Annotated in this window: 14 protein-coding genes and 1 pseudogene; 13 read left to right on the top strand and 2 right to left on the bottom strand. The window is 26.2% G+C overall.

Features of this window, described 5'->3' with window-relative positions; all coding sequences use genetic code 11:
• Window positions 1–4 precede the first annotated feature (4 nt).
• The 7 genes and pseudogenes from SM9_RS07400 (at window position 5) to SM9_RS07370 (ending at window position 5,720) form a co-directional block, all read left to right on the top strand.
• Window positions 5–412 (top strand): reverse transcriptase domain-containing protein, encoded by a 408-nt coding sequence (locus SM9_RS07400; RefSeq protein ID WP_058739533.1) that lies wholly within the window; start codon window positions 5–7, stop codon window positions 410–412.
• Entirely contained in the window at window positions 409–825 is a 417-nt protein-coding gene (locus tag SM9_RS07395) for a group II intron maturase-specific domain-containing protein (protein WP_058739532.1), read from the top strand. The genes SM9_RS07400 and SM9_RS07395 overlap by 4 nt, the downstream gene beginning before the upstream one ends.
• Before the next feature lie 97 nt (window positions 826–922).
• Window positions 923–1,132 (top strand): annotated as a pseudogene (locus SM9_RS07390) (reverse transcriptase domain-containing protein); the annotation flags it as partial.
• Window positions 1,133–1,309: 177 nt separating this feature from the next.
• Complete coding sequence (locus tag SM9_RS07385) at window positions 1,310–2,368, top strand: IS5-like element ISMmi1 family transposase (protein WP_058739530.1); 1,059 nt, start codon at window positions 1,310–1,312, stop codon at window positions 2,366–2,368.
• 265 nt (window positions 2,369–2,633) lie between these two features.
• Window positions 2,634–3,665, top strand: coding sequence for a glycosyltransferase family 2 protein (locus tag SM9_RS07380; protein ID WP_058739529.1), 1,032 nt, complete (start codon window positions 2,634–2,636; stop codon window positions 3,663–3,665).
• A 792-nt stretch (window positions 3,666–4,457) separates the two neighbouring features.
• Window positions 4,458–4,973, top strand: coding sequence for a hypothetical protein (locus SM9_RS07375; protein ID WP_157064708.1), 516 nt, complete (start codon window positions 4,458–4,460; stop codon window positions 4,971–4,973).
• Window positions 4,974–5,720 (top strand): BAR domain-containing protein, encoded by a 747-nt coding sequence (locus SM9_RS07370; RefSeq protein ID WP_058739527.1) that lies wholly within the window; start codon window positions 4,974–4,976, stop codon window positions 5,718–5,720.
• A 177-nt stretch (window positions 5,721–5,897) separates the two neighbouring features.
• Here SM9_RS07370 and SM9_RS07365 read toward each other — a convergent pair whose 3' ends face one another.
• Together SM9_RS07365 and SM9_RS07360 are read right to left on the bottom strand one after the other, a co-directional pair.
• On the bottom strand, window positions 5,898–6,581 hold the full coding sequence (locus tag SM9_RS07365; protein WP_157064707.1) for a transposase: 684 nt from the start codon (window positions 6,579–6,581) through the stop codon (window positions 5,898–5,900).
• 178 nt (window positions 6,582–6,759) lie between these two features.
• Window positions 6,760–7,224 (bottom strand): helix-turn-helix domain-containing protein, encoded by a 465-nt coding sequence (locus SM9_RS07360; RefSeq protein ID WP_058739526.1) that lies wholly within the window; start codon window positions 7,222–7,224, stop codon window positions 6,760–6,762.
• Window positions 7,225–7,406: 182 nt separating this feature from the next.
• Here SM9_RS07360 and SM9_RS07355 point away from each other — a divergent pair, with 182 nt between their 5' ends.
• The 6 genes from SM9_RS07355 (at window position 7,407) to SM9_RS12505 (ending at window position 15,962) form a co-directional block, all read left to right on the top strand.
• Window positions 7,407–8,303, top strand: coding sequence for an FkbM family methyltransferase (locus SM9_RS07355; protein WP_058739525.1), 897 nt, complete (start codon window positions 7,407–7,409; stop codon window positions 8,301–8,303).
• A gap of 681 nt (window positions 8,304–8,984) precedes the next feature.
• Window positions 8,985–10,346 (top strand): transposase, encoded by a 1,362-nt coding sequence (locus tag SM9_RS07350; protein WP_058739524.1) that lies wholly within the window; start codon window positions 8,985–8,987, stop codon window positions 10,344–10,346.
• 670 nt (window positions 10,347–11,016) lie between these two features.
• Window positions 11,017–11,955 carry a Kiwa anti-phage protein KwaB-like domain-containing protein gene (locus tag SM9_RS07340; protein WP_058739522.1) on the top strand — a complete coding sequence of 313 codons (939 nt, stop codon included), beginning with the start codon at window positions 11,017–11,019 and terminating at the stop codon, window positions 11,953–11,955.
• A 33-nt stretch (window positions 11,956–11,988) separates the two neighbouring features.
• Window positions 11,989–13,698 carry a DUF6119 family protein gene (locus SM9_RS07335; protein ID WP_058739521.1) on the top strand — a complete coding sequence of 570 codons (1,710 nt, stop codon included), beginning with the start codon at window positions 11,989–11,991 and terminating at the stop codon, window positions 13,696–13,698.
• Window positions 13,699–15,286: 1,588 nt separating this feature from the next.
• Entirely contained in the window at window positions 15,287–15,523 is a 237-nt protein-coding gene (locus tag SM9_RS12510) for a sugar phosphate nucleotidyltransferase (RefSeq protein ID WP_269744782.1), read from the top strand.
• Window positions 15,489–15,962 (top strand): sugar phosphate nucleotidyltransferase, encoded by a 474-nt coding sequence (locus SM9_RS12505; RefSeq protein WP_332308770.1) that lies wholly within the window; start codon window positions 15,489–15,491, stop codon window positions 15,960–15,962. The genes SM9_RS12510 and SM9_RS12505 overlap by 35 nt, the downstream gene beginning before the upstream one ends.
• The last annotated feature ends 238 nt before the right edge of the window (window positions 15,963–16,200 follow it).

Genomic DNA, 16,200 nt, shown 5'->3' with positions numbered 1-16,200 from the left:
GCACTTGTACGGTTCTGATGAGAGGTCAAGAAAGAAATTCCTTGTCCTTATCAGACCATTACTTGCAAATATTGCACTACATGGTATGGAAGAAATATTAGATATATCATACGCTAGATATGAAAATAAAAGAGGAATAACATATGCTTCTAGGGGCAAATACCGTATGGTAAGGTATGCCGATGATTTTTTGATTTTTGCACAATCTAAAGAAGATATACTGAAAGTCGAAAGCATCTTACAACCTTATCTTGACGAAAGAGGTTTGGTTTTAGCTGAGGATAAAACATTCATTAAACATATTTCCGAAGGATTCAATTTCTTAGGTTTCAATTTTAGACAATATAAAACCAAAGACGGTTTATTATGCTTAAATAAACCTTCTAAGGATAGTATAAATAAGTTTAAATGAAAATTGATGATATATGTAAATCTTGTTATGGAAATAATGTGGGAGTTTTAATAAGGCGACTGAATCCAGTCATTCGAGGTACTGCTAATTATTGGAGACATGTTGTTTCAAAGAAAGTATTCTGTGCTATGGATGATTATATTTGGAATAAAATATATAAGTTCTTGCGAAGACTACATGGAAACAAAGGTAAAAAGTGGATTAAACAAAGATATTTCCCTTATTTCAATAACGGTAGATATACTGGCAATTGGATTTTGACTGATCCATTGACTGGTGATTATCTAATTAAAATGAAATGGACTCCTATTAGGCGACATATTATGATAAAACATGATTATAGTCCTTACGATAAGGATAAAACCGATTATTTTGATATGCGCGATAGAAGATACTCTTATTTTACTGGATAAATGCATACTTGAGCCTATTGTATCGAAAGGTACACGATAGGTTCTTAGGAGAGAAGAGGGGAGTAATCCTCCCGACTTATCCGACAAGTCATGTTTTGATACTTTAAATCATCAACATATCTTGAACAAATTAGGTAATTTTCCGCTTAAAAAGTTGATTAAGAAATGGTTAGAAGCAGGATATTTAGAAAATAATATATTCTATGAAACTAGAACTGGAACTCCGCAAGGAGGCATCATTTCTCCATTATTGGCAAATATAGCACTTCATGGAATGGAAGAAGCATTAAACATCAAATATAAATAGGGGTCTGAATTTTTCTGATATAAATTCCGCTTAATTTTTCTTATTTTTTTAATATTTTATAATGATTAGTTTTGGTTTCTAAAAATACATTTGAATAATTCTTAATTTTTAAAAAGGGTACTATAATATCGTTAAATTTAAGTATTATGTGTTACATATATTTATTTGGAGATAAACATGAAACACAGATTAAATTTAGATATTAAAGACCCAAATTATACTTTGTTAAAGAAAATATTTAAAATTATTGATTCTAGAAAATCTTTGGAAATTTTAGCATCATATGGATTTAAAAACTTAAATAAACAAATATTTGCATTTAAAATCATATTTATAAGCATGTTCTTTGGATTAGATATTTCATTTATTTTAAATGAACTTGAATCTAAAAAAGAACTACGTGATTACTTTAAAATTTCTGAAATTTTAACTGCAAATCAAGTTTACAAAATTTTTTCACAACAAAATCCTGAAAACCTTTTAAAAGCATTAAATAGAGTATTAAATCATCAAAATAAGGTTAAAAGAAGAGGAAAAAAGACATTTATTGTTGATGCAACGCCAGTTGACTTGGATTTTAATTTTAACAGAAATAAAAAGACAAAAGAACATCTCAAAACATTAAATTTAAAATGGAGTTATTCATCTTCTAAAGGATTTTATATTGGATTTAAAGCCACAGTAATCATTGATTACGATAGTATGAATCCTGTTTCTATTTTAATTCATTCTGGAGCACCAAATGATGCAAAACTTTTCGATGAAATAATGGAAAACCTACAAAAAAGACGAATCATACGAAAAGGAGACACCATAATTTTAGATAAAGGTTATTACAGTTATAAAAACTATCAATTAGGAATTAGCAAATATAAAATAGTTCCTTTTATTTTTCCAAAAGACAATTTCAATAAAACAAAGCTTAACGACCAATTATCTTACCCATTACAAGTATTTAACAAAACAAAGAAAATATTAGCACAAAAACAATTTTATAACAACCTTAAAATAGAGTTATTTAAAAAATTAGATGATTGGAAGAAATTCAAACCAATTCGAGGAAAAATAGAAGACTTTTTTAAATTACTCAAACAAGGACTCAACATGAGAGAAATACACAAATATACACCGAAATCTGTAACAAAAACAGTATATTTAAATGTATTTTTAGGAGTCCTAATTGTATCACAAGGGTTTTACTCGAAAACAGCCATACAACAACTATCTGAAAACTAAAAAATTCAGGCCCCTAAATGATATTATAACCAAATAATAACAACCATAATAATAAATAAAAATTATTTTATAAGTAAATTTTTTCATTTCCAAAATAGTTAATAGAAACTAATATTATTCTTAATAAATAAATAACTTATTAAAAAAAGAAATAAGAATTTTTAGAAAAATTAAGTGACCCATTACAAAAATATAAAATCTTACAAAATCTATTAAAATAAAAAAAAGTTATAAAAAAATCTTTAATAAAAATTTAGGTGATAAATTGAATTATAAAGTAAGTATAATAATTCCATGTTATAATGCCGAAGACACTATTCAAAGAGCAATAAACTCTATCATCAATCAAAATATGGGATTTAATAATATTGAATTATTATTATATGATGATGCATCCACAGACAATACTAAAAAAATACTAAAAAAATACTCAGAAAAATACAAAAATATTATATCCTTCTTTGGAACTGAAAATAAAGGGCCAGGATTTGGAAAAAACAAATGCCTTGAAAATGCATCTGGAGAATATGTATTATTTTTAGACTCTGATGATGAATATGATCAAGAAATGTGTGAAAAACTTTATTCAAATGCAATAATTGAAAATGCAGATTTAGTATCTTGTGGAGTTTTACGCATTGATAATATTAATACTTCAAAAATAGATTTAGAATATGATGATTCAAAATCTCATGAAAATTTTGAAAATAAAATAAGTTTTATAAATGAAAATATTTTTTACTTAAATGATCATCTTTCCACCCATTGTTTATTTAGAAAAGATATTATTAATCAAAATAAAATTTATTTTTTAGAAACGTATTATGCAGAAGATATTTATTTCAAAGCAATATTTAGACTTTATTCCAAAAAAGCAGTTTATTTGAAAAATTTCTATGGATATATTCATCATGCATATACCGACTCAATTACTAGCAATATTACTTTAAGTAATTTAAATGAAATCCATAACGTTTACTTAAAAATTTTAGAAAAAATTAAAAAATATGATTTAGATTTAGCATATATCTTCAAAGGCCATATTATTTGTTCTTTAATCAGATTATATGCATTAAATTTGGTGAAATCTCCAAAGAAAGATGTTATAAATTTTTTAAAAAAAATGAGGGAATTTGAAATTTATGTGAATTTTAACCATGTAAATACACCTTCAATTAATATTTTAAATATTTTCATATTAAAAGAAAAATATGAATTAGCATATTTATATTTACATTTATTAAGAATTATATATCATTCAAAAACATTAAGAAAAATATACCGGAAAATCTTTTAAAAATCCTTGATGATTAAAAAACATGCGATTTTGAGACTTTCAATTTGTTAGCTCTTGAGAGATTGTTTTGTGCTTTTAAAAAAAGAAAATATTATTCAAAATAAGTTAAAAAATGAGTTAAAGAAGAATTTTAAGAATATAATAAAAAATCCATACAATTAGTTTAAACAATCTATTGATGAAACAATAAACAACAAAATCATTTAAAAAAAAGAAATGAAACATGATTCTATACCATTTTTCTGACTACTTAAGTAAATACTTTTTTCCGAATATAAAAAATATCTTAAATTTCTTGAAATATAATAAAAATAATTTAAAAACCATGAATAATAAATTTAAAAATAATAAGGGGAGTGTAAAAAATTTAACTGATAGTGTAACTCTTATCCATCGTATATAAATTGTTACTATATTTATTTCATTTATTTAAAACTAATTGAACTAATTTTTCAAAATAAAAAACAAATAATAATTTTCATAGCATTTGCTTAGTTTTGCATTAATTTTAAAAGAAGGTTTTGAAACTTGATCTCAATTTTAAAGGAGATATTGTTAATTTAATAAAAAGGACATAATCCCTTGTTAAATTTGTATCATCTGATGAATATCAAATTTAGTACTTTAATATAATCTAATAAGTTTTTAATCCTAAAAATAATAGTTTAGATAGGTTTAAATAGGAATACGGGCTTATTATTATATATGCAACAAAAAAACAAACCCGTAATTAATTTTATGGATGACAATTTATTTAATTCTTTCCTTTTTTGTGAAGGTGAGAATTTGTATTTGAACACTGCTGTTTCTCCGAATTTCATTTCCATTGCAGAGGAAATACTTCAAAAATCATATAAAATAATTTATTATGAGTTAAATCCAATTTGCCCAATTTGTGAACAACCATTAAATAAAAATGGATTGCAGAAGTTTATTTTAAACAAGAACAAAACAATATATAAACAAAAATACTCCTGCAAACACCATAAATATTACAAAACAACCTCATTAGAAACATTTATCAGTAAATACTGCAATTACACACTAGAAATAAAGAAATTAAGCTTAGATTTCAGCACAATAACATATTCATCTTATGAAAACAAAGCAAATTATATAAATTTAATTTATGATGTCAAAATGAGTAGACAAACATCATACATTTCTCAATCTGATTTAATAGACCAATACTTAGATAAAGAAGAAAAAAGAGTCAATAAATTAATTAAAAAGTTAAATATTAAACCAAGTGGTTTTTATAATTATGATGGAGAGTTTATAAAGATTAATAAAGAAATTTACGTGTGAATGACAATTATTGATTCTCATACTCGATTAATAATCAATGATCAAATCATAAGGAGAGAAGAATTCACCAAAGAAACCATTAAAAAATACTTTAAAGAATCATTTAAAGGATTAAAACTAAACACAATAATTACCGATGGCTATGGTGCTTATCCAGAAATAATTGAAGAAATTGGAGCAAAACACCACACCTGCACATTCCACATAATGCAAGGATTAATGCTACCTTTACAAAAACACATAAATAAACGAAACAGAATCATAAAATCACTCAAAGAGCAAATAGAAAAAACTACAGAAAAAATAGAACAATTAAAAAGCAAAATGCCACCAAAAATAGGAAGACCAAAGAAAACAGAGAAAAAATTAATAAAAAATCAAAACCAACGAAAAAAGCTTAAAATGGAAAATGACAGAAATAAATTCAAATTAAAACAAATCAAGAATGAAGTCAAAGAATACCTAGAATACAAGGAAAAAATATCAAAAATATTTAAATCCAAAACTATTAAGACTGCTATGAATAGATTCAACAAATTAAATGAAAAATTCGATGAAATGCCTGAAATAATCCAAGATTTCATGAGAAAACTTTCTAAAAAACTTGAAATAACCTTGAATCACACAAAAAACAGAAAAATTCCAAGTACAAACAATTTAGCAGAATTATTATTCAGAGTAACTTTCCCTGGAAAAATAAAAAGAATCTTCAGAACATACAAAGGAGCACAAGACAAATTTGATTAAACAACTTAAATTGGACAAAAAGAAATGTTTTGGGAGAAAACTGAAAATCTATCAGTTAAATTTTTTACACTCCCTAATAAGAGTAATACAATAGTTAAGATATTAAAAATGACTTATATACCAATATAAATACTTTAAAGTGCATTAATGCATAAAGAATAATTAGATTATAGTAAATTACAAAACTTTTTTTAAAAATGTTTTTTCCCACCAATTAAAGAAATTACCTTCATTAACTACTTTAAAATATGTTTTGACAAAAAATTTTTCTAATTTTTCCTTTGAATAATAATATTTTCTTTTTATTTCTATTTTACAGGTTCTCCATACTTGTTCTATAGGATTAAATTGCGGAGAATATGGAGGCAAATAAATTAAATTCATGTTCAAAATTTCACATATTTTTTTAACTAATTGGGCTTTATGAACACTATAATTGTCTAAAATAATGTTAATTTTTGGTTCTAAATAAGAATATTTCTTAATTTCTTCTTTATTAATATTTTCTAAGATAACTTGTCGTTTAGTTGAATCTATTCTTCTTTGATTATCCAAATTTTCTTTTTTGCTTTGTTTTTCTAATTTTAAAGCTAATTCAACAGTTGTTAATTCATCATCATTAATATTTTTCATTATTTTATTTATAAAATCTTCTTTTGTTGAATTTTTTTCTGAAATCTTTTGTTGAATTTGATCTGGAGACAAATCAGAATCCAACAAAACTTTATTTAATAATGATTTTAAAATAGGTATTTCACTATTTGCTATCTTAATATCAATAAAAGCTCTTGCTATATCATGGGCTTTTGATGTTTCAGAAATAGTCAAACTAGAATTACCTATTAAAGCAATAGAACCCAATGCATTAACTTTAAATTTATATGGATTTTTCTTAGCTAAATTCTTATTTCCTTTTTTAGATACTGATTTTGATGAATTTGGCTCATTTTGAATAGCAGATCCATCAAAAAATATAATTTTTTCATTTTTAGTTTAATTAATAACTTCTAATCTATCTTTTAAAATTTCTTCAGCATTTTCAGGTTGTTTTGTAAAGAAAGGGATATGCTTTATTATAATTGAATCCAAGTTCTCTAATTATCTCACCTACTCTTTTTAAACTATAATGTACTCCAAATTCTTCAATAATTAACATATGAACATCTTTTCTAGATAATTTCTCACCTGCATCGATTTTAATATCAAGCATATTTTTTAATTTTAAAAATTGTTGAGAAGTTAATTTAGAGGGTCTTCCTCCAGCAAATTTTGGTTTTAAACCTTCAAATCCTTCTTCATTATATGCATTTAACCAATTATAACCTGTTGGAACTGTTATATTGAAAAATTCACAAACAGTATTCATGTCTTCTCCTTTATCAAGCATACGAATAAATAAAAGTCTTAAATAAATTTTATGATAATATTTGTATTCTTTAAGTAATTTTTCTATTTCATTTTTACTCAAATGCTTTTTTAAGTGAATTTGTTTTCTTCCTACCATGAATAAATATTTATAATTTATTATTTAAAAAAGTTTCGTAACTTACTATAAAAAAAGAAATCAAGACATAAGAAAATAACAGTTCCAAGTTTTAAAAATATTAAAATTTAAATGAAATAAACATATATATTATATTATAAAAAATTTAATGAACCCCACACATACATTAATATGGTGAAAATATGGTAAAAAAAATAGATTATTTATTAGATTATTTTAATTATTTAGAAAATCCAATACAATGTTTATTATTTAAATTTAATTTAAAAAAAGAAGTTAATGTTAAATTTAAAAATTCAACTCAGGAACATTTAATTAATGATACATCTACATTAGATAAAATTATGAGTTTAATACCTAAAATAAATAAAAATAAAGTAGATGAATTTGCATTATTTATTACAGATTTATGCTCCTCAAAAGATATTATTCCTTGGGCAGGAGTGAACATTTTTAATTTTAGAAAAGAAAAACAATTAATTGATGAAACACCATTCTATGAATACTATATGGGCGAATCCTATAGTTCATTCAATATTAATTATAAAAATAGAGTTGTAATTGATATAGGTTCTTATGTTGGAGACACAGCACTTTTCTTTGCAAATCAAGGGGCTAGTGTTTATGGATTCGAACCTGTGAAAAAAAATTATGAATACTCACTTGAATTAAAAAAAATAAATCCCGATTTAAATGAGAAATTACATTTCTTTAATTATGGAGTTTCTGATAAGATTGGTACCATCTCAATTGATGATATGAACTCTACTTCACAATTTAGAACTGAAAAAGATCATTATGAAGTAGAAGTTATTACTCTTGAAGATATCTTAACTAAAAATCAGATTAAACCAGATATTTTAAAAATGGATTGTGAAGGATGTGAATTTAATATAATATTAAATACCGACTTATCAAATTTTAAAGATATAATTTTTGAACATCATTCCATACATACTGGAATAGATCATAAATTACTCATTGAAAAGTTAAAAAAGCAAGGATTTAATATAATACTTAAGCCTACATCATATGATAAATTTGAAGATGCAGGATTAATTCATGCATATAAAGATTAAAAATTTTTTAAAGAAAAACTTTATAATCTAGTAATTAATTTGTTCAATTCAAATTTTTCTCAAAAAATTATAACAACCATAATTAATCCTTATTTAATTTAATTATTAAATAATGATTATTAAAACTAAAAAATAAAGAATATTGTTTATGATTTTCAAGAGCATTTGAAATAATAATTAATTTGTCTGGAAAAAACCACTTTTTAGTTCATTAACCTTCACTACAACCAAAAAAATTAAGATCCAACTGAGTTTTCATGATTTTAATATTGATATACATATTATTATAATAAATATTGGAGTACTAACTCAACCCTGTTAATTTAAGAAACTAGTTAATGAATTTTTAATTATATTGATTTATTTCTTTATTTTTCAATTTATAATTTTTTATTTGATATTATATGGTATTATCGCCTTTATTTTTTATATTTGGGTTCTCTTTTTTGTTATTAATTTTTTCTTATTTTTCAGTTTTTTTAGATATTTTTCAAGTAAAATCCTTTATTTTACTTAAAATTAACTATGATTATTTTAATACTTTATATAATTATTTTAAGTATTTTATATCTAATTTTAAGTATTTTTAATAGTTAATATTAAATATTATTAAATTATATTTTTATATAGAGTTATTCAATATTTTTTGTTTTGAATTTCTGGATTTAGGGGTTGTTTTTGATGATTAATTTCATGGAATATTGTGATGAAACTTGGGTAAACTTAAATAAATATGTTGATCGAAAATATATAATTGATGATGGAAAAAATCATTTTGTTCGAAATCGAAAAACTAATCTGGAAAGTATAATCAAGTATCCTTTCTATGATTGTGGCCGAACAACTGCAATTGAAGCTATAAATTTTATTATAAAAGAAAAAAAGGATAAAAATATGACATTAAGCAAATCTAACATTTCTCAAAGAAGAAAATTACTCGACCATGTTTGTTATGTGGATATGAATGAAGACTTTATTGATGGAATTTACAACGATTCAGAACGACCTGGCCTTTATAGGGGATATTCAATACTTGCAGGCGATACTAGCATCTGTGATGCACCAAATATTGGATACACAGAAAAACAACTAAAAGAATTAAATAATCCACATTTCAATAGATTGCGAAAGGAATTAATAAGATTTAGAGCATCCTGCATTGCAGATACACAAACAGATTTCATATTAACGGCCACAATAACTAACAGCAAAAAAATAGGCGAAGTAGAACTCGCAATGCAACATTTAGACAACTTAAACCAAAGAATCGACATGACCAACACCATCACAACCTACGACAGAGGATACGACGCCCTTGAACTAATGCTCAAACATAAAAGCATCAATTCATATTTCCTAATACGATTAAAAGCAGATGACTTCAAAAAAGAACGAAAATACATGAAAACAAATGATGAAACTATAAACATCACCATAAATACAACAAGAACACAAAACTTTCATAATAAAGAATTAAAGAAACAAGCACAAGAAAAAAGAAATACAGAAATAAGAATAACAGAAATAGAACTAACAACAAAAACAGGAAAAAAATACACAGAAATACTAGCAAGCAATTTACCCTTCGATAAATTCACTACCTCCGATTTAAAAGAATTATATAACAAAAGATGGAAAATAGAAACCAATTTCGACAGATTAAAAAACATAATACACATAGAAAACTTCAGCGGATATAACGAAAAAATCATACAACAAGACTTCTACGCCAACATATTCATGTTTAATTACCTCATGGCAATGAAACTCGATGCAGACCAAAAAGTACAAGAAAAACAAAAAAATAAAAACCTAAAACACGAATATAAAACAAATCTCAATGTCTTATTCGGATTAATCAAATTAGACATGCCAGACTTATTATCGGATGACCCTAAGGAAAGAGAAAATGCTGTAAAACGAATATTGAATACCGCACAATCGAACTTAGTTGAAAAAAATAGAGTAAATGATAGGAATCCTGACAGAACAGCCAAAGATCCAAATAACAAATTCCCTCCAACTCAAAGAAGAGGTGAATAAAAAAATTAATTTCACAAAAATTTCTTAAATTAACAGGGTTGACAATAAATACAATATTTTATATTAAATTAAAAATATAATTTAAAGTATATGGCTTTAAATCGCATAACAATATTAAAAAAAATTGATTTAGCAAAGTTTATATTGTTTTTAAGTGCATATATTCCGTTATTTATAATTATGGGCATTAAATATTTTTTAAAATTTATTTATAATATTAATATGCCTTATTTAAAGTTAACCATTCCACTTCCAATTATTCCAATTATAATTTTAATAGTTATAATCCTATTAATCTATAATTTCAAAAAGATTATCAACAATTCAAAATCAGAAACTGAAAAGTTTTTTGTTGTGAATAGAATTGATGAGAAAAATGACATAATATTAACTTATTTAGTACCCTACTTTTTTTCATTCGTTTCAATTAGTAGTACTGAAGAATTTTTATGCTGCATTGTAATATTTATAATTATTTTCATGATTTATATTAATTCAGAGATTTTATATATAAATCCGTTATTTATATTTTTAGGATATAATTTTTATAAAATTTACTCAAAAAATACTAATTTATTATTAATATCAAAAATTGATGTTAACAGAAGACTTGGTAAAAAAATTGGAGTCATGCAACTTAGTTCAAAGGTATATATGGTAAGTGATGATAATGAATAATATTTTAGAAAAAGTATATAATATAAAACCAAAACATGTGAATTTATATCTTTTTTCAAAAGCAAAAGGTAAGATTGAATATGAAATATTTTCAACAAAAATTACTGATCTAGAAATGCTTTCAGAGTTTAAAACTGCAATACATAGTCAAATTCACGATTATATTACTAATGAAGAAACAGAAGATCCAATTGATTATAATCCGCTTATTAATGATAAATATATTGTTCAAAAAATTGAATGTGGTGAATTAAGCAGATTATCTAAATTTATAGATGATATCGAAAGAGATCCAATTATATACTCTGAAACAAAATTAGATAAACGACATAGCTTATGGATTATTGCTATTTTAATGGACAATGGTGAAAATAGAATATTATCATTCCAAAAAATACGTAATAAAACATTTTTGGAAAATGAAAAAATGAATTTGATACTTGAAGAAAACATTAAAAAATTTGATAAACCATTATTACCTTTAGAAAATAAAATTGATTGTATTTGTTCATTAGATGATGATAATCCCATAATGTACATATTTCATAATTATTATTTTGAGCAAATATTCGGTTTTGAAGAAAAATTTAGAAGAGAGATCAAAGATAAATTAGATAAATTTGAAAGTAGGCAGGACAAATCAGTAAAATTAGATGTTAAAAAGTTATTTTCAAAAATTGAAAACAATCAGAGAAGCTTGAAAAAATTATATATGATACTGAATAATGAGAATTTCAACTATTTAACTGAAGAGAATATACGAAAAATTGAAGAAAAAAGTGAAAATATCAAGTTTAACAGATCAAATGGAGAACTTCATTTAGATGAATTTGAAGATGTCAAAAAGATTCTGAATTTATTAAATGATGATTATCTTGAAGGAATACTCTCTCAAAAACCATTTAAAACTTCAAATAAAATAGATTTATAAAAAGAGTTTATAATTAAAAGAAATTATGATAAAATGTCAAAAAAACCAACAAATAAATTTAAAATCTACATGATAAAAGAAGAGTATAGTATTGATGGCATAATAGATGATATAAAAAATAAATTGAGAGAAAAAGAAATCAATTTTGACACTATTAATAAAAATAGTTACAAAGGAATCATCTACAGCAATGAAAGCGACCCATCATGGATTAAATGCATCCATGAACTAATGACTGAATCTCTTAAAAAGAAATATCAAAAAAACAATAATATGTCCTACGTACTTTTAAAGGAATCTTCAAATAAGACAGTCTATGCAATATCCGGAGGACAGGGATACCATCACCTTAAAGGATATTATGAAAAAAATTATGGTCTGAATCTAATCCCAAAATTAATCAACAATACCGATAGTGTTGTGAGAAACATCATCGAAAACCGTTTATATGACAATCAGATATACAATCACCGAGTCAACAGAAGGGCAACTAGCTTGAATGTTGAATCTGATTTTACAAACCTTTATAAAGAATTAGGATTGGTTTTGGATGCTAAAATTTTAACAGAATTGGGTTTGATTGACAATGAACATTTCAATGATGATTTGGAACACATCAGATTTACAAATAAGGATTTTGTTTTTGTTGAAAAATCATTGACCTTTGAAAATTTGGAGTATGTTTTTGATTGGTTGGATTCTGTTAATGAAAATCGTCCAAATTTTGAGTTGAATTCATTTATAGAGGTGTCTGGTGCTGAAAATCACAAACCAAGTGAATTGTTGGAACTATTAATCTCTTCTATTTTAGATGACACCAACAGCAATTATGATATCGAAATTGTTGGAGAACAAATTGTTAACTATTTAAATAATGACTTCTATTTGATTAGATGTGATGAACTTAATTTAAATTTAGAAGATGATGACCCCATTCAGTGGAAAACTATTGAAAATTATTTAAATGAAAATGAATTATTTAATAAAGAATCCTTAAATGCATTATTTAAAAATACAATAATCAACACCTCTCAAAATGGAGAAGAAACATTAAACAGTGCCCTATTGAATTGCCTAGATTGCAGATTATATGATTCAAAAACACGAAAAGATTACTTTTTACTAGATGGAAAATGGTTTTATCTAAGTTATACATTTAACGAACTAATTACCAATAAATTTCAAGAGATTTACAATAATTCCAGACGCATTTCAGAATTTTTACAAAAGAAATATCCTCAATTATTAACAAATTGGGATAAAATTACAAAGAAAAACGAAAATAATTACAATAATTCCTTTGAAAAGGATGATGACATCATTGTGGGACATACATTAAAGCCGGATTATCTTGAAATAACTGATTTAATGATTTATGATGAAACTGAGAATAAACTATTTCTGATTTGTCTTAAAAATAAATTTGATTATGGAGGATGTAGAGATGTGTATGGACAAATCGAAGGGTCATATTATTATTTGAAAAACAAATTATTAACCACTGACGAAAAAATAAATTCATATTATGACAGTTTAAAAAATAAAAATAAAAATAAAATACCAATAACAAAAAATGAATTCAGACACATTCTCCATGAACGCAACATCGTTTATATTGCAGGTTTTATTAAGGATTTTAAAGAAAATCCAACGGTACCAACTAAAATAATTACAAATAACACATTCAATCTATTAAAAAAATCTGAATTTGAGTTTTATTTAATGGATTTTAATTATGACTAATCTTTAGCATGTTTTGGAACAAAATTATTTTAACACAATCACCTGAAATGTTACCATTAATGACAAACCAACCTCCTCCCTTGAAAATTATACGATTTAGGAATTTATGTAACACAACAGAAAAAATAAAGACCTAGCAGATATCTTCATATCAGACAAAAAGAGAGAATGATTGGGACGATGCGATTCGCTGTGCTGAAAAACATGTGTCCAGAGAGCCTTTTGCCGTTTTTCTTGAAGACACCATCACTAAACTCCTGCACCCGGCAGCTGATTGATATTTACAATAAGTACAATGCTTCAGCGATTTCCCCTGAGGAGGTTCGCATAGAAAAAGTTGAAAGATATGGAATCATTAAAGGAGTGAAGTTGAAAAGGACATCTAAAAAATCAATGAACTGGTGGAAAAACCACCAAGGGAAAAGACTCCGTCAAACCTTGCAATAATAGCCCGGTATGTCCTAACACCAGATATCTATTGATAAGATCAACGAAACAGAATCTGGAGTGGGTGGTGAAATCCCTCTTACAGATGCCTTCAAAAACTGGATTCAATATACGGAGTCACATTCAAAGGTAAAACATATGATATTGCAAACAGCCGGTGTGGCTTAAGACATCCATTGAATTTGCCCTTGATGACAATGAATCAGGGATGATTGGTAGAGTATATGAAAAATTACATTAAACTAAAATTTAAGGAAAACAAGACTATAATTATAAGTAACTTATAGTCCCGCACACAATAATTCGTGTGCAGATTACAAGCTAACACACCATTTATGTGGCATTTAGTTTTTCATGCTTAAAAAGACTTCCCATCGAATATTAAACCCACTAAAAACAAGCCAATGATGATTGGGAAAATAAACTTCCCAATCTTAAAGTTTTAAATGAGGTATTTTGAAAAAGCATCAGTTTTTTAAAGTGTGTGCATGCACATGTTGCGATTATTAAAATTTCTTTCCAAACATGAGCCTTGAAATCAAAGCATCGAATGCTTGAAAGCAGGCTTTATCAAATAAGATATTGGCGGTGAAAATATATTTTAATAAAACAAGTAGTGAAAAATTTTAAATCATCACGAAAGATCTAGAAAACAGAGCGAGTTAATGTATTAAATTACAAAACTAAAACAAATTTTGTTAATAAGTCGAATAAAATGACAGGTATCCAACATCCTCAAATACTTTCCTGAATGTTTAAATATGATTTCAAAACAAAAGATTCAGGCGAAGGCAAAAAACGTTATCATATAAGGCACATGTGGAAATTATATCATGACCCATTTAAGATTATGGCGGAATCAGTAATTTTAGAAATAGCACCCCACTTATTGAACCCGAACATGCAGTAGCGCTTCCAGTTGGAATAATAATCTATTTTGCAGCAATCTACCTGTTAAGAGTCTTTGACAATGATGACAAGCATGTTATAAAAGAGATTTTAGGTAAAAGTGATTACCATGAAAGGAATAGTGCTTGCAGGAGGTTCCGGAACCCGCATTACCCAATAACAAAAGCAGTCTCAAAACAGCTTCTGCCTTTATACGACAAGCCAATGATTTATTATCCGATTTCAGTTTTTGATGCTTGCAGGAATCAGGGAAATCCTAATCATTTCAACTCCAAGAGACCTTCCAATGTATAAAGATCTCCTGGGGGACGGCTCATCCCTGGGAATCAAATTCGAATACGAAATCCAGGAAAATCAGAATGGTCTTGGCGAAGCATTCATAATTGTAGAGGATTTCATTGGTGACGGCAATGTTGCATTAATCCTCAAAGACCATTTTCAACGGGCACAGGTTCACAGAAATCCTTGAAAGGGCAACCACTCTAAAAGAGGGTGCAATCATTTTCGGCCATTGCACCAAGAGGCCTGAAGCCTTCGGCGTGGCTGAGTTTGACAAGGAGTGGAAGGTGCTCTCCATTGAGGAAAAGCCTGAGAATCCAAAGTCAAACTATATTGTTCCAGGATTATACTTCTGCGACAATGATGTCATCGAGATTGCCAAAAACGTGAAACCATCCGAGAGGGGTGAAAAGGAAATCACCTCCGTTAATGAAGAGTACCTGATGCGTGGGAAATTAAAGGTCGAGCTTATTGGACGCGGAATGGCGTGGCTTGATAGTGCACACATGCTGGGCTTTTGGAAGCTTCAAACTTTATTGAAACCATTCAGAAAAGGCAGAGATTATACATTGCTTGTCTTGAGGAAATCGCTTATCTTAAGGGGTACATCACAACCGAGCAGTTACTGAAAACTGCCGAGGATCTTAAAAAAACAGATTATGGCGAGTACCTGTTTAACCTTGCAAAAGATTAGTCACGCGTAACAGTCGATCGTATGAGTTCAGATAAAAAAGACAACTGTGAGGATATTAAGAAATAATTTAGGGTTTTGCCCCTTAAATTTTGTGAATTGATTAATTACAAGTTTAAAACATTTAAAAGTCAAACACATTAAATTTGTTAAGATTCATATATGAAATACCATTA

The organism is Methanobrevibacter millerae, from assembly GCF_001477655.1.
Taxonomy (GTDB): Archaea; Methanobacteriota; Methanobacteria; order Methanobacteriales; family Methanobacteriaceae; genus Methanocatella; species Methanocatella millerae_A.
This window is presented reverse-complemented; position numbering and strand designations above follow the sequence as displayed.